This is a genomic window from Alkalispirochaeta americana (assembly GCF_900156105.1).
Lineage (GTDB): Bacteria > Spirochaetota > Spirochaetia > DSM-27196 > Alkalispirochaetaceae > Alkalispirochaeta > Alkalispirochaeta americana.
The window spans coordinates 107,763-130,163 of the sequence record NZ_FTMS01000003.1 but is presented as its reverse complement, the minus strand read 5'-3'; the positions used below and the strand labels follow the sequence as shown (position 1 = coordinate 130,163).

General features: G+C 62.7%; 11 protein-coding genes and 2 riboswitches. Of the genes, 9 read left to right on the top strand and 2 right to left on the bottom strand.

What is annotated here, in order from left to right; translation table 11 throughout:
* Position 1 precedes the first annotated feature (1 nt).
* The 3 genes from BW950_RS03380 to BW950_RS03370 are packed head-to-tail and all read left to right on the top strand — an operon-like array spanning position 2 to position 3,380.
* On the top strand, positions 2 to 1,510 hold the full coding sequence (locus BW950_RS03380; RefSeq protein WP_076487880.1) for an ATP-binding cassette domain-containing protein: 1,509 nt from the start codon (positions 2 to 4) through the stop codon (positions 1,508 to 1,510).
* Positions 1,507 to 2,568, top strand: coding sequence for an ABC transporter permease (locus tag BW950_RS03375; RefSeq protein WP_076487879.1), 1,062 nt, complete (start codon positions 1,507 to 1,509; stop codon positions 2,566 to 2,568). The genes BW950_RS03380 and BW950_RS03375 overlap by 4 nt, the downstream gene beginning before the upstream one ends.
* Complete coding sequence (locus BW950_RS03370) at positions 2,565 to 3,380, top strand: ABC transporter permease (protein WP_076487878.1); 816 nt, start codon at positions 2,565 to 2,567, stop codon at positions 3,378 to 3,380. The genes BW950_RS03375 and BW950_RS03370 overlap by 4 nt, the downstream gene beginning before the upstream one ends.
* A 27-nt stretch (positions 3,381 to 3,407) precedes the next feature.
* Here BW950_RS03370 and argH read toward each other — a convergent pair whose 3' ends face one another.
* Positions 3,408 to 4,859, bottom strand: a complete 1,452-nt coding sequence (argH, locus tag BW950_RS03365; RefSeq protein ID WP_234969016.1) for an argininosuccinate lyase — start codon at positions 4,857 to 4,859, stop codon at positions 3,408 to 3,410.
* 21 nt (positions 4,860 to 4,880) lie between these two features.
* Positions 4,881 to 7,490, bottom strand: a complete 2,610-nt coding sequence (gene clpB / locus BW950_RS03360; RefSeq protein WP_076487966.1) for an ATP-dependent chaperone ClpB — start codon at positions 7,488 to 7,490, stop codon at positions 4,881 to 4,883.
* A 267-nt stretch (positions 7,491 to 7,757) separates the two neighbouring features.
* On the opposite strand from clpB, the gene BW950_RS03355 reads away from it, so the two are divergent.
* From BW950_RS03355 to gcvP, 6 genes are all read left to right on the top strand, one after another.
* Positions 7,758 to 8,318 carry a hypothetical protein gene (locus tag BW950_RS03355; RefSeq protein ID WP_143559108.1) on the top strand — a complete coding sequence of 187 codons (561 nt, stop codon included), beginning with the start codon at positions 7,758 to 7,760 and terminating at the stop codon, positions 8,316 to 8,318.
* A 123-nt stretch (positions 8,319 to 8,441) separates the two neighbouring features.
* Positions 8,442 to 9,911, top strand: coding sequence for an exodeoxyribonuclease I (gene sbcB / locus BW950_RS03350; RefSeq protein ID WP_076487876.1), 1,470 nt, complete (start codon positions 8,442 to 8,444; stop codon positions 9,909 to 9,911).
* Positions 9,912 to 10,067: 156 nt separating this feature from the next.
* The gene (gene epsC / locus BW950_RS03345) at positions 10,068 to 10,982 is read left to right on the top strand and encodes a serine O-acetyltransferase EpsC (protein WP_076487875.1); all 915 of its coding nucleotides are present in this window, start codon (positions 10,068 to 10,070) and stop codon (positions 10,980 to 10,982) included.
* Positions 10,983 to 11,065: 83 nt separating this feature from the next.
* Positions 11,066 to 16,396, top strand: coding sequence for a FlgD immunoglobulin-like domain containing protein (locus BW950_RS03340; protein ID WP_076487874.1), 5,331 nt, complete (start codon positions 11,066 to 11,068; stop codon positions 16,394 to 16,396).
* 39 nt (positions 16,397 to 16,435) lie between these two features.
* A complete protein-coding gene (locus tag BW950_RS03335; protein WP_143559107.1) occupies positions 16,436 to 17,875 on the top strand; it encodes a POTRA domain-containing protein in 1,440 nt (479 codons plus the stop codon).
* 220 nt (positions 17,876 to 18,095) lie between these two features.
* Positions 18,096 to 18,201: riboswitch (glycine riboswitch) on the top strand.
* A riboswitch (glycine riboswitch) is annotated at positions 18,202 to 18,319 on the top strand. It begins immediately after the preceding riboswitch.
* Between the two features lie 14 nt (positions 18,320 to 18,333).
* The gene (gene gcvP / locus BW950_RS03325; protein ID WP_083943681.1) at positions 18,334 to 22,269 is read left to right on the top strand and encodes an aminomethyl-transferring glycine dehydrogenase; all 3,936 of its coding nucleotides are present in this window, start codon (positions 18,334 to 18,336) and stop codon (positions 22,267 to 22,269) included.
* The last annotated feature ends 132 nt before the right edge of the window (positions 22,270 to 22,401 follow it).

Genomic DNA, 22,401 nt, shown 5'->3' with positions numbered 1-22,401 from the left:
TGTGACGGCTCTGGAGCCGGTTCTCACGGCGGAACACATAGGAAAGCGGTACGGCGCGGTCCAGGCGCTGCAGAACGCATCGATCTCTCTCTTTCCGGGAGAGATCCACGGGTTAGCCGGAGAAAACGGCGCAGGGAAATCCACCTTCGTGAGGATCCTGGCGGGTATCGAGTCGCCCGACCGGGGATATCTCAGGGGATGTTCCCCGGGACACTGCGCTGTGGTTCCTCAATATCCCCGGATGGCGTCCTCCCTGCCGGTGATGGAAAACCTCATCGTTGGCAGGGAACCCCGCCTGGGCAGGCTCCCGGGGGTCTCGCTCTTCCTGAACAGGCGTGAAGCGGCCCGGATCATCACAGGTCGGGCAAAGCGCTTCGGCATCGATCTGGACACAAACAAGCCCGCGGGCAGCCTGAACGGAACGGAGCTGCGCCTGGCCTCGCTCCTGGCGGCTCTTGCCCAGCACCCCAAGGTCCTTATCCTGGACGAGCCCACCGTGGGGCTGGCACGGCCCGATCAGGAGCGAATCCTTCGGGCCATGCGGACGCTCCGGGAGCAAGGAGTGGCAATTCTCTATATTTCCCACGATCTGGGAGAGATAAGTGGCCTGGCAGATCGGGTCACCCTGCTCCGCCAGGGCTCCACATCGACCTCTTCCAGCCCGGTTCCCCCGGCAGAGGAACTGGCAGCGCAGCTCTTTGATCACCACCGGGAGACGATCCACGGGAACACGCACCAGGAGAAAAGGCAACAGTCCCCGGCCTCTTCCGATGAGGCGGGGCTGGTCTGCGAGGAACTCCTCCTCCACGACGCCCCGACGGGACGAACCGTGGGCCCCCTCTCCTTCAAAGCACCCCGAGGAACGATAACGGCTCTCACGGGGGTGCGCGAATCGGGGCTGGACCTCCTGGAACAGTATCTGGGGGGGCAGAGCACTCTGGCCGCAGGGGCTCTCTCGGCGGCGGGGCAACGTGTTCCGGCCCGGATCGTGCCGGGTCTTCTGCGCCAGCGGGGGATCGCCTTCATTCCCTCGGATCGCTTTGACCGGGCCGCAGCCCTGGAGGGGAGCGTGGAAGAGAACGCCACGGTGATCGACAGAAACCAGGTCTATCAACGGGGGTTCCGCACCCCCGGCGAGGCAAAACACGTGACGAACCGCCTTCTGAAACGCTTCGATATCCGCACTCACCGGCATATGCCGCTGGGGTCGCTCTCGGGCGGGATGATCCAGAAGCTGATCCTTGCCCGGGAACTGGATACAAACCCCCGGATATGTATCATCGCCGAGCCCACGGCGGGACTCGATCTCCAGAGCCAGCACATCCTGCTGGAGTCGCTGCGGGAGATTGCCGCAACGGGGGCTGCGGTGCTGCTCCTGAGTTCCAGCATTGATGCCGTGACGTCCCTGGCAAGCAGGGTTGTAGTGCTTCACCACGGCCTGGTCCAGGGCGACTTTCTGCCCCACCAGGAGGGCGCTATCGCCCGGGCCTTTGCGGGGATATCCTCATGACCGGTGCCGCAGGGGCCTCCCGGCGGGGTCCGTTTCTGGCTGCTGCAGCAGCGGTTGCAACGGTTCTGGTGGTGATTCTCCTCTCGTCGCCCCACCCCCTGCGGACGATTACAACCTTTCTTACCGGCCCCTGGTCCAACTCCTACGCCCTGGGCAATACCCTGGCCCGGGCCTCACTGCTCACCCTGACAGGAACGGGAGTAATCTGGGCCTTCCGGGCTGGTGTGTTTAATCTGGGGGGTGAGGGCCAGACCTACCTGGGAGCAATTGTCCTGACGGCGGTTCTCACGACCTCGCCCCTGGCAGGGTATGCCGAAAACCCCGGCCTCGCCGCCGGCGCAGTTGCCCTGGCGGGAGTTGCCATTGCCGCAATGGCAGCCGGGACGATGGCAGGGCTCTCGGGATGGTTGCGCCACCTCACGGGGGCCGACGAGCTGATCACGACCTTCCTTCTGGCCGCAGCGGTGCTCCCTGTGGGTGATTATCTGATTCTTGGCCCCCTGCGAGATCAGACGAGCAACCTCCTGGCCACGCCCTTCGTGCCCGCGTCGGTGCGACTTGCCCGATTCCTGCCCCCGTCGACGCTCAACAGCAGCCTGATCTGGGCGCTTCTGGCGGCGGCGACCCTGACGGTTGTCCTGCGGTGGACCCTCTTTGGGTACGAGATGCGTATTACCGCCTATAACCGGGAGTTGGCACGGTATGCAGGCATACCGGTTGGACGATACACCGTGATTCCCCTGGCGATCTCGGGGGCCCTTCACGGGATCGCCGGAAGCGCCCTGGTCCTGGGGGTTCACGGCAGGAGCATCACCGGTTTTTCGGGGAATTTGGGGTGGAACGGAATCGCCGTGGCTCTGATCGCCCGAAACAACCCTCTCCTGGTGGTCCCGGCAGCGCTCTTTTTTGCCTTTCTCGATGGGGGCGCCCGGGCGGCGGTGCTGCAGGATCAGACCACGTGGGAGCTGGGATCTCTCATTCAGGGAGTCATTTTTCTCTTTGTAACGGCCCGGATCGCGGGGTTCCCCCGGGTCCGGCAAAACCGGGAGGCCTCATGATCGCCCAGGTTCTTCAAAGCAGCTCCTTTCTCCTGATAGCGGCCCTGGGGGGGCTTGTGGCCGAGCGGAGCGGCATCCTGAACATCGGTCTCGAAGGCATGATCGCCCTGGGGGCCTTCACGGCCGTGGCAGCCCATCTGGCCGGGCTCGGTCCCCTGGGGTCTATCCTGGCGGCAACCCTGGCGGGGGTGGTGCCAGCGCTGATCTTCGGTCACTTTGTCCTTCGCTGGCGGGCAAACCCCTTCATCGTGGGGCTGGCGATCAACCTTCTCTCGGCAGGAACGATCCCCCTCCTCTCGGAAACGCTTCTGGGGACACGAGGATCGATCCGCCTTCCCTCGGGGGGCGGAATACCGATCCAGGCGGTGCCGGTCTGGGCTCTGATTGTTCTGATTCTTGTCTGGGGAGGCCTCTTCTACACCGTTCCCGGTCTGCGTCTGCGTGTGGCCGGGGAAGAACCCCGGTGGCTCCGGGCCAACCACGTCGGGGTTGCTCCGTATCAGCTCCTGGGACTGATCGTCAGCGGGATTTTCTCTGCTCTGGCGGGGGCGCTCCTGGCACTGCGAATTGGCGCCTATCTTCCGGGGATCAGCGCCGGCCGGGGCTGGATCGCTCTGGTGATCATCTACCTGGGCTACCGTCGCCCCTGGGGGCTCGCTGGAGCGGCGCTCCTTTTTGGCCTCCTGGAGGCCGTGGCGGTGCGGGCCCAGGCAACGGCGGGGGTTTCTCCCACAGTTCTCCTGGCCCTGCCCTATCTGCTCACGGTGATCGCCTTTGTGGCCTATTGTGCCTTTTTCCGGCGCCGGGCCTAGCCCGGCAGGAGCAGACCCTCCCCGGGTTTACCGGGATTCGTCCTGTGGCAAAAGGGAGAGTTCCTGGCCCAGAAGGTCCTTCAGAGCCCGCTGGTGCCGTTTGAACCCCTCCAAAACACGCTCCTTGTGCCCGGCCAGGCGCCGCAGGGGGGCCTCCAGGTTAAGGTTGCCCGGGGTTCCCGTGCTGGTCCGCCGGGCCAGGGCCTCCCGGGGATCGGGGAGCTCTTGCTGACCGTAATCCCGGGCAGCCCGCTGATAGGCCTCCCGAAAGGGGACTCCTTCCAGAACCAGTTGATAGGCGTAGTCCGTGGCAAAGACCTCGGCGTTCAGGGCCTTGGCCATGCGGTCCCGCTGCGGCTCCAGACGGTCCACCAGAACCAGGGCAACGGCCAGCTCCTCACGAACTGTGGCCAGGGATCTCAAAAGGGGTTCCTTGGTATCCTGCAAATCCCGATTGTAGCCCGAGGGTAATCCCCTCACCACGCCTCGACACTGAGCAGCCCACCCCTCCACCAGAGACGCCCGGGACCGCAGCAGCTCCAGAGCATCGGGATTCTGTTTCTGGGGCATGATGCTGGACCCGCTGCAGAGAGCCGAGGGCAAGCGCACGTAGCCGACTTCGGGGAGAGAAAAGAGGATCAGATCCTGGGCCATGCGTCCCAGAGTTGTTGCGATCGCCGCCAGGGCTCCCGCAATATGACCATCCAGAGTTCCCCGGGAATGTTGCACCGCCAGAACGTTGTTCTGGACCCCCGAAAACCCCAGTACATCGGCCACCATCTCCCGGTCCAGCGGCAGGGGAACTCCGTAACTTGCGGCTGACCCCAGAGGAGACCGGTCGTTCAGACGAGCCGCTGTCTCGAGGAGTTCCAGATCATCCAGGAGCTGTTCCGCCCAGGAAGCAAGCCAGAGGCCGAAGGTGGAGAGCATGGCGATCTGCAGGTGAGTTCTGCCGGGCATAACCGTGGAGCTTTCCTCCCGGGCCCGGTCAAGAAGCCGTTCAACGAGGGTTATCGTGTCTGTGGTAATCGTCAGAAGCGATTCCCGGGAGAAGAGCCTGGTGGCAACCGTGACCTGATCGTTCCGGCTTCGCCCGGTGTGAACCCGTTTGCCCGCGTCTCCCAGGCGTTCCGTCAGGAGCGCCTCCAGGACGGTATGACAGTCCTCGTCCTCCCGGGAGATCCTTACCTTTCCGGCAACTCCGTCGCGGGCGATCTGCCGGAGCTCCTCCTCCAGGGCTCGGGCTTGGTCGTTCTCAAGCAGTCCCGTAGAGGCAAGCATCCGCACATGGGCGATGCTCGCCACGGCGTCGGCGGTTATCAAGTTCAAATCCAGCAGATAGTCCCGTCCCACGGTGAAACACTCCACCGCATCGTCAAGGCTGTAGCCTTTTTCCCAGAGTTTTGCCATAACGCGAGAGTACTCCAGCAACGCCGGGCGGGTCAAACTCCCGGGAGCTTCCAGAAGCTCCCGGGGCACTCACGAGGCTCCCGGACCAGCTCAGGCAGGCCGAAGGGCAAAGGAGAAGGCCTCCTCCCCCCTGACAGGAGCCCCCTCCCCCGGGACCGCGTCCACCAGGACCACCCCTCCCTGGGAAAAGGACTCCCCCAGAAGCCGCTTGGCCAGAGGATTCTGGATGTACTGCTGGACCGCCCGTTTCAGGGGCCGGGCTCCATAGGCAGGATCGTAGCCGATAGCAGCAAGACGGGTTAGCGCCTGGGGGGTAAACTCGATGGAAATTCCCCGGTCTGCCACACGCCGGTTCAAACGTTCCAGCTCCAGCGAAACGATACGCCGAATGTGATTCTGATCGAGTCTCCTGAAGGTGATCACCTCGTCGAGGCGGTTGAGAAACTCGGGTTTAAAAACCTGCCGAAGCCGGTCCTGGACCTGATCGGTGATGGAATCGAGGTCATCGGCGGCAAGAATAAGATCGCTGCCAACGTTGCTGGTCATGATCACGATGGTGTGACGGAAATCTACCAGCCGCCCCTGACCGTCAGTGAGTCGCCCCTCGTCGAGAAGCTGCAAAAAGATATTGAACACATCGGGGTGGGCCTTCTCAACCTCGTCGAAGAGCAACACCGAATAGGGCCTGCGCCGAACCACCTCGGTGAGCTGCCCCCCCTGGTCGTAGCCCACATATCCCGGAGGAGCCCCGATAAGACGACTCACGGCGTGGCGCTCCATATACTCGCTCATATCAATCCGGGTAAGAGCCCGTTCATCATCGAAGAGAAACGAGGCGATCGTCTTGGCCAGCTCGGTCTTGCCCACCCCCGTCGGCCCCAGAAAGAGGAACGTTCCCGTGGGGCGGTTCTCATCACCAATACCGCTCTTGTTGCGCCGGATCGCATCACTTACCGCCTCGATCGCCCGGGGTTGCCCCACAACACGCTCTTCCAGGATCGATTCAAGCTGAAGCAACTTTTGGACCTCGCTGGACATCATCTTGCTCACGGGGATACCCGTCCAGGACGAGACGACCCGGGCGATATCTTCGTGGGTGACTTCTTCCCGCAGAAGGGACTCCTCGCTCTGAAGCTCGCGCAGGCGGTCACTGAGGCGCTGGATCTCCTGATTGAGCTGGGGAATCGTGCCGTGCTTGATCTCGGCGGCCTTGGCAAGATTTCCTTCCCGTTCGTGCTGGGTCTCCTCGATTGAGAGCTGCTCCAGGCGAACCTTCAAATCGCGAATCCGGTCGATCACGTCCTTCTCGTTTTTCCACCGCAGGTGCATCTCGTCCCGGCGATGACGCAGTTCGGCCACCTCCTCTTCCACCTTCACAAGACGTTCACGACCGCTCTCGCTGGTCTCGGTTTTAAGAGCCTGGGCCTCGATATCAAGTTGCAATATCCGCCGGTCCAGCTGATCCAGCTCCGTGGGCTGACTCTCGATCTCCATTTTCATGCGGCTAGCGGCCTCGTCCACCAGATCGATCGCCTTGTCCGGGAGAAAGCGGTTTGTGATGTAACGATCCGAGAGGGTCGCCGCCGCCACCAGGGCATCGTCGAGAATCCGGACCCCGTGATGAACCTCGTAGCGTTCCTTGAGGCCCCGCAGGATCGCCACGGCGTTCTCCACGCTGGGTTCTTCGGTATAAACCGTCTGAAAACGTCGTTCGAAGGCTGCGTCTTTTTCTATGTGTTTGCGGTACTCGTCCAGGGTGGTGGCTCCGATGGTTCGAAGTTCTCCCCGGGCAAGGGCGGGTTTCAGGAGGTTGCTGGCGTCCATGGATCCCTCGGCCGCTCCGGCGCCCATGAGAGTATGGAGCTCATCGATAAAGAGAATGATCTGCCCCCTGGACTTGGAGATCTCCTCGATTACTCCCTTCAGGCGTTCCTCGAACTCGCCCCGGAACTTGGTCCCCGCAAGAAGCGCCCCCAGATCAAGAGCAAGTATCTTTTTGTTTCGCAACGATTCGGGAACGTCCCCTGCCACGATTCGCCGTGCCAGCCCCTCGGCGATAGCCGTTTTTCCCACTCCCGGCTCGCCGATCAGGACAGGGTTGTTTTTTGTACGCCGTGAGAGAACCTGCATGACCCGACGGATCTCCTCATCACGGCCGATGACCGGGTCCAGCTTCTCCTGACGAGCCAGAGCGGTAAGATCCTTGCAGTATTTTTCCAGGACCTGCATTTTTCCCTCGGGGTCCTGATTGTCCACGGTCTCGCCGCCGCGAAGATCCTGAAGCACCTCCCGAACCGCCTTGGCCGTCACCCCGGCAGCGGTAAAGAGCGTTGCGGCCTTGTCGGAAGACTCCAGAATCGCAATCAGGAAATGCTCGGTCGAGACGTAGCGATCCCCCATCTCCCGGGGCATTGCCTCAGCCTTGGCAAAGATGCGACCCAGGGCTGGTGAGGGGTGAAGCTGACCGTGGTCCCCCGTTACCCGGGGCATCTTCTGAATCTCCTCGTCGATCTGGCGGATGAAGGGCCCCAGGGGGACCTCGAGTCGTTGCAGGATAGCTCCCACAATGCCCTGTTCCTGCGCGGCAAGAGCCCGGGCCAGGTGTATCGCCTCGAGCGTTCCGTGATCGTTCCGGTTTGCTATGGCTGCAGCATCCTGCACCGCAGCCTGGGCTTTCAGAGTCATTCCGTCGTTGTTCATATCGCGTAAAAAGATATCGCCAGCTCCGCCCGCATTCAACCGGTAAAAGACAAGATTTGAAGAGAGTTTGCAAAAAGCACCTGTCGCCACAATACTACAGTGATAAGAGTACCTGTACAGACCAGCCGCCGATTTCTGCAGCACGCAGAGACCGGGGTGCGGTTGAGTCGGAACGAGCCAGCACCGCTCTGCCGGGATCTCTCCAGGAGGAAGATCCGCATCACCAGGCAGGGCGTGCCAAAACAGCTCTTTCCGGAGGAGGACATAATGACACTGCAAACGGCGAACGAAACCTGGGACGAGGCGACCCCCGAGCTGGTGAGAGAGGTCTTTGAACAAACCATGGCAGGGAAAAACACGCTGATCATGCTCTACGACGACACCCATTTTGTTCAGACATCCCTGATAGAGCAGGGATTTTTCCTGGAGTACGGTGACGACACGGGCATGTATGCCGCAGTGGACCAGCGGCTGCCCCGGGATCGTGCGGAAGGGATCTTTCTTTCCTTTCTGGAAAACACCGACAACCAGTGGAAACAGATGACCAGCTACACCCGCATAGGAGACTCCCAGTTTCAGACCGGCACATCGGAACCGGATTATTCTCAATCGGGCCCGACCGGAGCGCACGCGGGACAAGCAACCTCTCCCGCGTCGGGAGCCCGGCAGGATCTCTTCGGAAACACCTACCGAGGCGGCCGTGGTCGCAGAGGTTACCGCTCTCCCCAGGCCACGTTTCGCCGGGGCGTAGAGCGGGAGATCAGCTATGGCGTAAGCCGCATGGTGATGCGCCTGATTCGCTCCATCCTTCGAAGCGGTCGCCGCTAGTCGCGGCAGCTTCGGGTGGCCCGGCAGACTCGGACGCCCCGACGGGAGCTTCCTTGAAAAAAAACCTCCGGAAGAAATCCCGCCGGGTTGTGAAGGCCTCTCTCTCCGGGCTACCATCGGCAGGTGGCACAGACATTTCTCTGGTACGACCTGGAAACCTTTGGCCGGGATCCCCGTTGGGACCGGATCGCCCAGTTTGCTGCGATCCGCACCGACTACGATCTCCAGGAGCTGGAAGAGCCCTCGATCCTCTACGGGCGCATAAGTCCCGATTACCTGCCCGATCCCGAGGCGTGTCTGCTCACGGGAATCACGCCCAGGCAAACCGCCGAGAATGGCCTGGTGGAGGCCGAACTGGCCCGGGAGATCAACCGGATTCTGAGCGTACCCGGCACATGCACCGCCGGGTACAACTCGATCCGCTTTGACGACGAGTTCCTCCGGAACCTCTTCTACCGAACCTTCCACGACCCCTACCGGCGGGAATATGCCCAGGGCAACAGTCGATGGGATATATTGCCCCTGATACGCCTCGCCCACGATCTGCGCCCCGAAGGAGTCCAATGGACCACCGACGAGGCGGGGACGCCGGTGTTCAAGCTGGAGGAACTCACCCGAGCCAACGGGATCTCCCACGACGATGCTCACGACGCCTTGAGCGATGTGCGGGCCACCATTGCCCTGGCCCGGCTGATCAAGGAGAAGCAACCCCGCCTCTTCTCCTATTATTTGACACTCCGCAAAAAAGATCAGGTCCGGCGCGTCCTGAATCTGGAGCATCCCGAACCGCTTGTCCTGGCCGATTCGCTCCTGACGCGGCCCGGAGGATGCTCCTCCGTGGTCTGGCCCCTCACGGTGAGCCCCGACAACCCGAACCAGATCATCCTCTTTGATCTGAGGTTTGATCCCTCGCCACTCTGGGATCTTTCCAGGGAGGAGATTCGCCGCAGGGTCTTCTCCAGCCGGGAGGAGCTGGCAGGAGAAGAACGGATACCCCTGCTGGGGGTTCAGCTCAACCGCGTACCGGCGGTGGCACCCCTCTCCACCCTCACCGGAGACCGGGCCCAAGCCCTGGGGCTTTGTCTGGAAGAAATACGGCGCAACGCATCGGCCCTGGCGGGCAAAGAAGATCTGGCCACGAAGATCAGGGCGGTCTATCAAAGAGACTCCGCCAGCGGGGACACCCCGGGGGAACAGGGCTACACCGATCCTGATTTGGGAATATACAGCGGCGGATTCTTTGGGGATGCCGACCAGGAAACCTTCCGCCGGATACACCAAACCACTCCATCTGAGCTGGCAACGGCCCCGCCGACCTTCACGGACCCTCGGGGGCCTGAAATGCTACGGCGGTATCTGGGCAGAAGCTATCCCCAGGAACTCACTTCTGAGGAACTTCAGCGATGGCAAAGTCACTGCGCCCGACGGCTTCTGGCCCCGGAATACCGCAATGCCCTGGATTTCGGGAGCTTCAGAAAAAAGCTTCACAACCTCATGGCCCTGCCTGATCTCCCGGCAGGAAAACGCAAGACCCTGAAGGACCTTCTGGACTACGCCCGCTGGCTGGACGAGCATATTCTTTCGGCCCGTTAGGGCCAGAGGTCTCGCAGGCCAGAGGGCTCCCATCCTGGTCATCGGGGATTGGTCCTTCGCCTTTCACCCCTTCGTGATTGACCCTGTGTGATTGACCCTGTGTGATTGGCCATCCACGGCTACACAAAACCGATCAAATCCATAATAATAGAGACTATGCGTGACGACCTGACTCCAATCATTTCAGCGATCGTCGATTCCTACGATACCGTGGGGGCGATCAACCATATCGACGGCCCCAATCTGCCCTCCCGGCCAAGTATCCGCCGCATCCTGAACGACCTGCAGGCCTTGATCTTCCCGGGTTTCCAGAGCGAAGAGCATATCGCCCGGCACAACGCTCGTTTCCTCGTGGCCGAGCGGGTAGGATCCCTGGCAGGGCGCCTCTCGGAAGAGATCTTCCGCAGTCTCTGCTTTCACCAGGGAATCTGCCACGAAACGGAAGACACCGAGCCCTACCGGCACGAAGCCCAGAAGATTACCTTTTCTTTTCTTGAGGAAGTCCCCGAGATCCGGCGCCGTCTGCGGCTGGATGTGCAGGCAGCCCTGGAAGGAGATCCGGCGGCACGTTCCACAGAGGAGATCATCCTGGCCTACCCGGGGCTGGAGGCTATCATGGCACACCGCCTGGCCCACGAACTCTGGATTCGGGAGGTTCCCCTGATTCCGCGCATGATGAGCGAGGAGATCCACGGCCGCACAGGAATTGATATTCACCCCGGAGCAACCATCGGGGATTCCTTTTTCATCGACCACGCCACGGGCGTCGTGGTGGGAGAGAGCACCATCATCGGAGCCCATGTAAAGGTCTACCAGGGCGTGACTATCGGTGCCTTGAGCGTTCACAAGCGGGACGCCAACAAAAAGCGCCATCCCACTATCGAGGACAACGTAACAATCTACGCGGGAGCAACGATCCTCGGCGGGGAGACCACCATCGGCCACAACTCGATCATCGGCGGAAACGTCTGGATCACCAGTTCGGTTCCTCCCTTCAGCAGAATCTATAGCCGTGCCGGAGAGTTTCAGACCCGGCGGGAAAAATCCCGAACAGGGGACTTTCAGATATAACGCTCCCGGAAGCATATCCCGGGGGCGAATTATCCCGGGGAACAGGTGATATCTTTTCCATCCTGAGGTACACTGAAGGGAGTATGAAGATAATCTCCCGCCTCCGGCACGGCGCACTCCTGGCCCTGGTTTCTGGTTCTTTCCTTCTCGCTCACGGCACGGCCTTTGCCTACGATCCCTCCCCGGGAAGCGAGGCCATGCAGCGTCTCTGGTCGCCCCTCTTCCTTGCCGGGGGCGCCAGCACCGCCACCGATCAATCGGGCAGCGGCGACGTGATAAACCCTGCCGTATCGGCCCGGAAACAGCGGATACACCTTGATGCAGGCCACACCTCCCTGGCCGGCGACGGCTCCTGGGAAGGCGGGAGCCTCCATCTGGCCCTGACGGTCCCTACACCCTACGCCGTCTTCACAGGATCCCTGCAATACCTCTCAATCGAGGCAGAAGACCTGCACCTGGGGCAACGGGGCGCCCTGAACTTCAGCGCCGCCAAGGAACTCTACCCCACTGTACAAGCCGGCATCGGAATAAGCGGGCAACTCGCCCACCAGGGGAACAGCACCGCCTTCGGCGGAGGGCTGAGCCTGGGCATGATCCACCACCTGGGCGATCACGGCCCGCTGCGGGACCTGCGATGGGGAGCAGCTCTCACCCAAATCGGTCTCAGCCCCGAACCGGACTCGGACTATTCAGGAACTCCCGCACCCTTTACCCCCGCAGCCGATATCCATGCAACGCTCTACGCCGACGATGACATCCGATGGGAGGGCCACACGGGCCTTCAGGCCCCGAGCTTCCAGAACCTGATCTACCGGATCAGCTCACGCGCCACCTTCCGGGACCGTTTTTCCCTCACCCTGGGATGGGAGATCGACCTGGCCGAACAGGACGACAGCGACCGAACCTCGGGATCCCTGCTCCCCTCGATCGGCCTCACCGCGCGCTTCCAAACCGGAGCAAACCCAACCCGAACAACTCCCGGAGACAGCCCCGCTCCTCTGTGGCAACAAAGCGAGATCGCAGCCCATGCTGCCTGGGCACCCCTCTACGACGACCTCTGGGCCGCCTCGACGGGAGTAAACGTAGCCTTTGGCGTGGTAGACCGGACTCCCCCGAAAATTGTTCTGGACTACCCCGAAACGCAGTATATCTCCCCCAACAACGATGGCCTGGCCGACGAACTGCTTCTGCCGGTGGAGATCACCGACGAACGCTACGTCATGTCCTGGGCCTTTGTGGTCCGCGACGATCAGGGAACGGTGATCCGCACCATCGAAAACGCAGAACAGCGCCCTGAAAACGTCGGGTTTCAATCCTTCCTGGACCGCATCCTGTATGTCCGGACCGGCGTGGCCGTCCCGGCCCGAATACGCTGGGACGGGCGAACCGACGCCGGCGGAGTCGCCCCCGATGGCGAATACACCTTCACCGTGGAAGCCACGGACGACAACGCCAACCGCGCCGTATCGCGGGAGAAACCGATTGTGGTGGACACCACCCCTCCCGAGGTAACCATCATTCCCCCGGAAGACACGGACGAGCTCATCTTTGCCCCCGGCGGAATCGGTGGGCAGGACACCGTTACGATCAACCAGACCAGCTCCCGGGAAGATCTCTGGACCGTTCAGATTCTTGACGCCTCCGACACGGTTATCCTGGAGAAAGAGTTTCATGAGACCGACCTGGAGCCCTTCGTCTGGGACGGCCGGGATTCCTCGGGATCAATTGTCCCCGACGGCGTCTACTGGTACCAGGCAACCGCCACGGACCGGGCCATGAATACCGGAAAGGGACAGCTGGAAAACATCATCGTCGATACCGTTCCAACCCCTATCGGACTCGCCGTAAACCTGAGCCATTTCTCCCCCAACGGGAACGGCCGTCAGGACGAGATCATTCTTACCCCGGATATACCCATCCGGGAGGGAATCCGCACCCATACGCTGGAGATCCTCGATGAAACAGGCCGCTCCCGGCGGACCATGGCAGGCGGGGAGCAGGTTCCTTCGCGCTGGATCTTCGATGGTCGCGATGACCGGGGCCGTGCCCTGGAAGAGGGCACCTATCAGGCCAGACTTACCCTGCTCTATCGAAACGGCAGCGAACCCCGGACAGCATCCCCCTCCTTCGTGCTGGACATTACCCCGCCCCGGCTCTCGGTGGTGGCCGAAGACGATATCTTCTCGCCCAACGGAAACGGCCGCAAGGACACGATCGCCTTCATTCAGGACACCGAAGAAGCCCTGTGGTGGGAAGGGCGCATCGAAAACGCCTACGGCGAAGTAACACGAACCTTCCGCTGGGAAGGACGCCCCGCAGAGCGACTCCTCTGGGACGGCCGCAGTGGTCAGGGAACGCCCCTCCCCGACGGCGAGTACCGCTACATCCTCACCGGTCAGGACCGGGCGGGAAACCGCGCCAACAGCCGGGCCATTACCTTTACCCTGGACACCAGAGAGACCCCGGTTTTTGTCTCCACCTCCCGGGACGCCTTTGCCCCCGGAACCCGGGGCCCTCATCCGACGATGGATCTCCTCCCTCACATTGAGGACCCTCGCGGAGCAGAACGGTTTTTCCTGGAAGTTCTTGACGGGGAAGAAACCCTCATGGCCCGCATCGACGGTGCGGGAGCACCCGACGAAAGCTACCGCTGGGACGGTCGCGGCACCACGGGCGAGTTCGTGCCCGACGGCACCTACCGGGTGCGCCTGGTGGTGGAATACCGCCATGGCAACCGTCCCGCAGCCCTGAGCGCTCCCTTTGAGGTGGACACGGTTCCTCCCCAAGCCACAGTCACCCTGGGCGACGACGAGCGAGCCTTCTCACCCGGCGGAGATGACGCCAAGGATACCATGCCGATCCTCCAGAGCTCTTCCCGGGAATCCCTCTGGACCCGCTGGATCGAAGACACCCAGGGAAGAAAGCTTCGAACCTGGGAAACCTCGGGCGAACTTCAGGATTTCTCCTGGGACGGCACCGATCAGGACGGCCAGGTGGTACCCGACGGCACCTACCGCTACGGCGTAAGCGCCACCGACGCTGCCGGAAACTCCCTGACCCTGCGCACTCCTCCCTTCCGTACCGATACCAGGGATGTGGAGATACAGCTTCGTCTCAGCCACCCCGCCTTCAGCCCCAACGGGCGCGGCGGGCGCGAGACGGTAACACTCCTGCCCCGATCCAATATCGAAGATGGCATCACCCGATGGACCCTGCGAATTCTTCCTGGCCAGGGTCAGCCCGGCCAGGAGGATCAATCGGTCCGCACCGTGGACGGCACGGGCGCTCTGGAACCCTTTGTCTGGGATGGCCGCAACGACCAGGGGAATCCTGTGCCCGATGGTGAATACCGGGGAGAACTGGCCGTACGCTTTGCCACCGGCGCTCATCCCCGAGTCAGATCGATCAGGACAGTCCTGGTCGACCGGATACCGCCCGAGGCAACAGCGCAGTTCTCGTCGGAGATCATTTCTCCCGATGGCGACGGTCGCCTGGACGAACTCATAATCTCCCAGGAAACCTCCCGGGAAGACCGATGGACAGGCACCCTTCGGGACGAAGAGGGCCGAATCATCCGGCAATGGGAATGGACAGGCCACGCCCCGGAGGAACTGGTTTTCTCCGGCCTGGACCAGGAACGCCGGCGGGTTCCCGACGGGCTCTACACCTACGAACTCGCTGCCACGGATCTTGCCGGAAATACCGGCGGAACAGGCCAGATTCCCTTCGAGGTATATACCGCCGAAACACCCCTTGATCTCTACGCCGGGCGGCGCGCCTTCAGCCCCAACGGAAACGGCGTCCACGACACCATCACCTTCTCTTATCGCAAGGGTGATGCCCGGGGACTGGAGCAATACACCTTTACCATAACCGATACCGCCACAGCCAGGCCGGTAGTCCAGCGCAGCGGGACCTCTCTGCCCGAGGATTTTCTCTGGGACGGCACAACCCCCGAAGGCCCCGCCGATGAGGGAACCTATCAGGCGACCCTCACCCTCCTGTACCGCCATGGAAACCGGCCCGAGGCCCGAAGCGAGACCGTGACCCTGGATATCACACCACCCGAACTCTCCCTCTCCGCAGACCACACAGTCTTTGCTCCCGGCCAGGGAAGCCAGCGGGATCGCATCACCGTTACTCAGACAAGCGACCCTGCCGAGGGTTGGGAGGGCCGAATCCTCGATGATCAGGGCGAACAGATCCGTCGTTTCACCTGGAGCAGCCAGGCCGATTCCTTCACCTGGGACGGCACCGACGCCGCGGGCAACCAGGTTCCCGACGGAATCTACCGCTATGAGATCTCCGGCACCGACGCGGCAGGAAACACCACCCGGGGAGAGATCCCCCTGATCGAGGTTGATACCGTACCGGCACGCCTCTTTGTCACCCTGGACCGGCGCATTTTTGCCCCCCGGGGTCCCCGGGAAGAGTCCCGGGAGCTCTCCATCGGCACCATAACAAGCCGTGTCGAGGGAGCCGCGTACCGGCTGGTGGAAATCCTTGACGAGCAAGACCGGGTGGTACGAACTCTCCGCTCCGACCAGGTTCTCCCCCGGGAGACCCTCCGCTGGGACGGAACCCGCGAGGACGGAACGATCCAGGACGGCACCTACCGGGTTCGCTACCGCCTGGCCCTGCGAAACGGCACCTTTCCCCAGGTAATCTCACCCACGGTGGTGGTGGACACCACGCCACCGGACATATCCGCCGAGCTTGAGGGGCTTCCCTTCTCGCCCGACAACGATGGTATAAACGATGAGCTCACGATCCTTCTCTCGGCCCGCGACGCCAGCGGGATCGAATCCTGGCGGTTTGAGATTCTGGACCGTAACCAGCGCCCCTTCCAGGAGTTCCGTGGCACCGGCTCTCCCCGGGAACGCCTGATCTGGGACGGCCGCAGCGCCTCGGGTGAGCTGGTACGAAGCGCCGAGGACTACCCCTACCGCTTTTCCGTAACCGACCGGGCCGGAAATGAGAGCACCGTCACGGGGATCATTCCCGTAGACATTCTGGTGGTCCGTGACGGCGACCGCTTGCTTATCCAGATCGCAAATATTACCTTCGAGCCCAACAGTCCGAGGTTGCAGATCAACCCCGCCACCGACACGGGGGCAAAAAACATCGAGGTCCTGGATCGGCTGGTGGAGATCTTCGACCGCTACCAGACCTACCGTATCCAGGTAGAGGGCCACGCCGTAAATATCACCGGCACGGAACGGGAAGAGCGAGAGACTCTGACACCCCTTTCGCGATCGCGGGCCGCCTCGGTGCGGGACGCCCTGGTGAGCAGGGGCATGGATACCGATCGCATCACTATCGTGGGCAGGGGCGGAACCGAGCCGGTAGTCCCCCACAGTGATCTGGAAAACCGCTGGCAAAATCGTCGGGTCGACTTTGTGCTCATTCGCTAGAACACAGGGTCGTGAGAGCACCGGAGCAAGGAGAACGTTGTGAAACATCCTGTGGCAATGCCTTTCATCCACAGCCGGGGCAGCAGTGCCCCGGGAGCAATCGACCCGGGAGAGAGCCCCCCCCCAGGAGGTTCCCGGGACCGGCAGACCCTGCCCCGCCACTCCCGGAGGATCAGCTTTTCCAGGACCGTCCTGGTCTGGGCGATTCTCGCGGGCCTGCCCCTTGCGCCGGCCTTCGGCGAGGCCAGCCCCCCCCTGCTCGAAGAAATCATCCTGGAGGGGCTCAGAAAGACCCGGGAGGCAGTGGTCCTTCAGGAGATCCCCCTGGAGCGGGGAGACCCCCTAACGGCCAGGACCCTCACCGATCTTGAGGAGATCCTCCTTGATACGGGGATCTTTTCCGAGGTCACCCTCACCACCCGCCCGGCCCCGGGGGAACCCTCGCCCGCAACCGCAGCACCCTCCGGGACCGATCCGGCACGGGTCGATCTGGTGATCACCCTGCGCGAAAAGGTTACCCTGGTGCCGATTCCTTTCTTTGCCACCGACGGATCCGCCGCAACGGGAGGGCTCATCCTGCTGGAAAGCAACCTTCTGGGGCTCAACAAGCAGCTGATCACTGTGGCCATAGCCGGAACGGAAGGGTTCAACGGGATACTTATTTACACAGACCCCTCTATCGCCGGGAGCAACTGGTTCGGCTCGCTCACTACCGGCATGATGGAAACCGAGGAGGATCATCGCCTCCCCGACGACACCCGCCTCAGGGATTACACCCTGCGGGAGCAGCATCTGTCGGGGCGTCTGGGTTACCGCTTTACCCGGGATATCCGCGCCGGAGCGGGTCTGCGCCTGACAGACCGGGATATCTCATCCTTCCGGGGCCGGAAAAATACACAGCCTCCCGAGGAGGGTCTCTTTGTAGTCCCCTCGGTCTTTCTGGACTATAACGCAACCCGTCCCAGGGGAGTCCTGCGCCTGGGCCCCAAGGCCAGCCTGGAAGCATCGCTGGTAACAGGGGAGAATCACTCGGGCGATATCGATGACCTGGGGTGGGAGACCTCGGCCAAGGCCGAACTGGCCCTCCCGCTCCTGCCATCCCGGGGCGGCCGCCTGAGGCTTCTTCTCTCGGGGGGGATCGGAGATATGCCCCTGGGAGAACAGGCCGAGGTCTCTGCCCGCGACGGCTACCGAACCCTGCCCTACCAGAAAACCGTGGCTGACGAATGGGCCGGGACGGCTATTTTTGCCGAGGTTCCCCTGCTGAACCGCTCCTGGGGAGCCTTCGTGCTCTCTCACTACTGGGAAGCGGGTACCTTCGACGCCTCGGGCCACAGCCGCCAGTACTTTGCCGGTCCCGGAGGCGGGTTTCGGGTCTACCTCCGGGAGGTGGCGATTCCTGCCATGGGATTTGACGTGGCGGCCAATCTGGTTGATCCCGACGTGGTCTTCAGTTTTACCATCGGAGCCCAGATGTAATCGCCCTTCGCGGGTCGTCTTCGGCGGATCGTCTTTATCGCGACTTCTCGGCCGGGGTTCTCTCTGCCGGGGTGCCGGGGGCATCTGTGCCGGGGGCCGGGGGCGCTCTGCCCGGGGGCGCTCTGCCCGGGGGCCGGGGGCCGCTTTGCCCGGGCGCCAGGGCCATCTTCGTTGACAAGACGCCCGGGAGCGCCTAATCTTTCAGTGAAGGTCAATACCAGCGCGTCTGCCGAGAGAGCGCACTCCTGGTGCCGCCGAAGGGGCAAGGGTCGGTCCAGCCGGAACCGACACCGAAACTCTCAGGCAGAAAGGATCGGCAGAGGCGCATCAACCGCTCTGGAGAGCCGCCCCTGCGGGGGCGCACCGAAGGGGACCTGCCGCAGCATGACACCAGCGTCAGCCGGGGCAGGATAATCTCTCAGGTTACGGGACAGGGTTTTCGGCGCAGTGGAGGATCTATGCGCACAGAAAAAACCAGTCTCTATGAAGAACACCAGAAAGCCGGAGCCCGTTTTGCCCCCTTCGCCGGATGGGAAATGCCCCTCCATTACACCGCCGGGGCGATCGAAGAACACCAGACCACCCGCTCCTCGGCGGGCCTCTTCGATATCTCCCACATGACCCGCTTTGTCGTGACCGGAGCCGATGCAGGGGAAAAGCTTGACCGCCTTCTCACGGCCCGCGTCTCGGCCCTGTCATCGGGATCCAGCACCTACGGGCTGCTCTGCGATGAGGAAGGCGGGATCATCGACGATCTTTTTGTCTACCGCCGTGACGAAAAAACCGAGCCTTCCTTCCTTCTGGTGGGCAACGCCTCGCGGCGCGCCGAGGATACGGCCTGGCTGAACCGGCACCTGGACTCCTGGGAGGATCATTCGGACCAGACAGGAATGATCGCCCTTCAAGGACCCCGGGCCGAGGCGATCCTTGCCCGGTTTCTTCCCCGGACTGACATCTCCGGTATCGCCCGTTTTGGATGCCACCGGGAGGGAGACCTCATTATTGCCCGCACGGGATACACCGGCGAGGACGGCTTCGAGATCATCCTGCCCCGGGACCAGGCCCCTTCCCTCTGGAAGGATCTTCTGAAAACCGCCGGAGCTGCGGGTATTCGGCTCCTCCCGGCGGGTCTGGCAGCCCGGGACAGCCTGAGGCTGGAAGCAGGATTTCCGCTCTACGGACAGGAGCTCACCCGGGAAATCACTCCCGTGGAGGCCCGGCTCCTCTGGGCCTGCGATCTGGACCATCCCTTCCTGGGCCGGGAAGCGATCCTTCGCCGCCGGGAAGAGGGCCCTGCCCGCACCCTGCGGAGGCTCATCCTGGAAGACGCCGGGGTGCCCCGCCCGGGGTGCCCCATCCTGGACCGGGACGGAACACCCCGGGGGGTTGTCACCTCCGGCGGGAAGGCCCCCTCGCTGGGGGTATTCATCGCCAACGCCCTGGTGGACCGGGAGGTATCGGCGCAGGAGCCGCTCGTTCTGGAAGTGCGAAACCGTTCCCTGGGGGCACGTCAGCACCGGGGCCCCTTCTACCGCCCCTCCTACCAGCCTCAACCGGCTGCGGCGGACCTGCTGGAACGGAGCGGGGAGTTTTCCTGCCGCCATGTTGGCCCCTCCCGAAAAGATCAGCAGACCATGCTGAACCAACTCGGCGTTGCCTCAATGGAAGAGCTCCTGAACGAGACGATCCCCGCCGAAATCCGCCTCAAAAGGCCCCTGAATCTTCCCCGAGCCCTCACGGAAGACCAGGTACTGGCACGACTGCAAGAGATCGCCTCCCGAAACCATCCCTTGAGAAGCCTCGTCGGCCAGGGATACGCCGACACCATCACCCCTCCGGTGATCCAGCGAAACGTCCTGGAAGACCCGGGCTGGTACACCCAATACACCCCCTATCAGGCCGAGATATCCCAGGGCCGCCTGGAAGCACTTATGAGCTACCAGACCATGATCGTGAGCCTCACCGCGATGGACATCTCCAACGCATCGCTTCTGGACGAGGCCACGGCGGCAGCCGAGGCGATGACCATGGCCCTGCGCCACCACCGGGGAAAGGAAGCAAGAAAAACACTGCTTGTAGATCCCGCCCTTCATCCCCAGACGATCGCCCACCTGCGATTGCGGGCAGCTCCCCTGGGGGTTGAGCTTCAGGAAACTCCCCCGGAAGAGTGGGAACCCCGGGAAACCACCTTCGCAGGAATCATCCAATACCCCGACACCCTGGGGATCGCCCGGGACAGAACCTCTCTGGCAGAACGTCTTCATCAGGCAGGCGCACTTCTGATCGTGGCGACGGACCTTCTGGCCCTTACCCTCCTCGCGCCCCCCGGCGCCTGGGGAGCGGACATCGTCCTGGGGAATACCCAACGCTTCGGCGTACCCCTGGGCTTTGGAGGACCTCACGCAGCCTTTCTGGCGACCCGGGAACAGCTTAAACGACTCATGCCGGGGCGCCTGGTTGGAGAAAGCCTCGACCAGGGGGGCAACCCTGCCCTTCGTCTGGCCCTCCAGACCCGGGAGCAGCACATCCGCCGCGACAAGGCCACCAGCAACATCTGCACCGCCCAGGTTCTGCCGGCGATCCTGGCAGCCTTCTACGCGATCTACCACGGCCCGGAAGGCCTGGGCACAATCGCCCGACGCGTCTGTCTGCTGGCCAACGCCCTGCGGGAGGCCCTGCACCGCAAGGGAACCCCCGTACTACCCGGCACCATCTTTGACACCGTGACACTTCTGGTGGAGGGCCCTGCCCGAAGCGCCCTTCTCGCCTCGGCAGAAGCTGCGGGGTTTAACCTGCGGGAACTTCCCCGGGGAATCGGCATAACCCTGGACGAGCGCAGCACCCCCGAGGAAATCCTGCGTCTTCTCCGGGCCCTGGGAGTAACCCTCAGCGAAGACTCCCTGGAGACAATCCTGGGAGAAACCTCCTGGCGTCCCCACCCCTGGCTTGAGCGGCGCACCCCCTACCTGGAACAAGCCGTTTTCCGGCAACACCGCAGCGAGACGGCGCTTCTGCGCTACCTCACCCGACTTCGCAGTCGCGATCTCTCCCTGGCTCAATCCATGATTCCTTTGGGAAGCTGCACCATGAAACTCAACCCCACGGCAGCAATGATGCCCATCACCTGGAGGGAGTTCTCCTCGCTCCACCCCTACGCCCCTCCGGGACAAGCCGAAGGGTACCGGCTGCTCATGAAGGAACTCTCGGCCTGGCTCTGCGAGATCACCGGCTTTGACGGCTGCACTCTGCAACCCAACAGCGGTGCTCACGGAGAATTCACGGGGCTCATGATCATCCGCTCCTGGCATCTCAGCCGTGGTGATGCGAACCGCAGGGTCTGTCTGGTCCCCGATTCCGCCCATGGAACCAACCCCGCCAGCGCCGCCATGGCAGGAATGGAGGTGGTGGTAGTAAAAAGCACTCCCCAGGGGCGAATCGATCTCACGGACCTGGAAGAGAAAGCCCTTCTCCACAGGGATAATCTGGCAGCTCTGATGGTCACCTACCCTTCAACCTGCGGAATCTTCGAAGAGGACATCGTGACCGCCCTGGAGATCGTCCACCGTCAGGGAGGGCAAGTATATCTGGACGGGGCCAACATGAACGCCCAGGTGGGCCTCACCAGCCCCGGAGCGATCGGGGCCGACGTGTGCCACCTGAACCTCCACAAGACCTTCGCGATCCCCCACGGCGGAGGAGGGCCCGGAGTGGGGCCTGTTCTCACAGCGGCGCACCTTACACCCTTTCTCCCCGGCACCCTGGACTCTCCAGGCCCCACGGGAGTTGTGGTGGCAGCTCCCGCAGGAAGCGCCTCAATTTTGCCCATCCCCTACGCCTACATCGCCATGCTTGGCGGAGAAGGCCTCCGGGCCGCCACAGAACAGGCAATTCTGAGCGCCAACTACATCGCCTCCCGCCTGGCCCCATACCTTGACCTGGCCTATACCGGCCCCGGCGGGCGCGTGGCCCACGAATGCATTCTTGATTTCAGGAGGCTGGAGCGGGAAACGGGCGTCACCGTAGCAGACGTGGCAAAACGGCTGGCCGACTACGGCTTCCACGCACCAACCATGTCCTGGCCTGTTCAGGGCACACTCATGGTGGAACCCACCGAGAGCGAATCCCTGGAGGAACTGGACCGCTTCTGCGACGCCATGATCAGCATCACCCGGGAAATTGAGGCCATCGCCCGGGGGGAGATCAGCCTTGACGAGAGCCCCCTGCGGAATGCCCCCCACACAGCAGCAGATATTGCAGTCCCCTGGGACAGGCCCTATACCCGAGAAGAGGCGGTCTACCCCGCTCCCTGGTGCCGGGAGAACAAGTTCTGGCCCCCCGTGGGGCGGGTAGATAATGTCCAGGGGGATCGGCACCTGATCTGCAGTTGCCAGTAGTCACCTCCGATTGTCAGCCCGGCAGCCCGGTGCACCCAGGTGCATCGGGTTGTCCGCTATCAGCCGTCAGGTATCAACCGTCAGATGTCAGGTATCAGCCGTCAGGTATCAGACAGAACAGGAAAAACCAGT

Bases quoted from the DNA above. Each gene is read 5' to 3' on its own strand.
- BW950_RS03375 (WP_076487879.1), top strand. From the start codon at position 1,507: ATGACCGGTGCCGCAGGGGCCTCCCGGCGGGGTCCGTTTCTGGCTGCT.
- BW950_RS03370 (WP_076487878.1), top strand. From the start codon at position 2,565: ATGATCGCCCAGGTTCTTCAAAGCAGCTCCTTTCTCCTGATAGCGGCC.
- clpB (WP_076487966.1), bottom strand. From the start codon at position 7,490: ATGAACAACGACGGAATGACTCTGAAAGCCCAGGCTGCGGTGCAGGAT.
- BW950_RS03355 (WP_143559108.1), top strand. From the start codon at position 7,758: ATGACACTGCAAACGGCGAACGAAACCTGGGACGAGGCGACCCCCGAG.
- epsC (WP_076487875.1), top strand. From the start codon at position 10,068: ATGCGTGACGACCTGACTCCAATCATTTCAGCGATCGTCGATTCCTAC.
- BW950_RS03340 (WP_076487874.1), top strand. From the start codon at position 11,066: ATGAAGATAATCTCCCGCCTCCGGCACGGCGCACTCCTGGCCCTGGTT.
- gcvP (WP_083943681.1), top strand. From the start codon at position 18,334: ATGCGCACAGAAAAAACCAGTCTCTATGAAGAACACCAGAAAGCCGGA.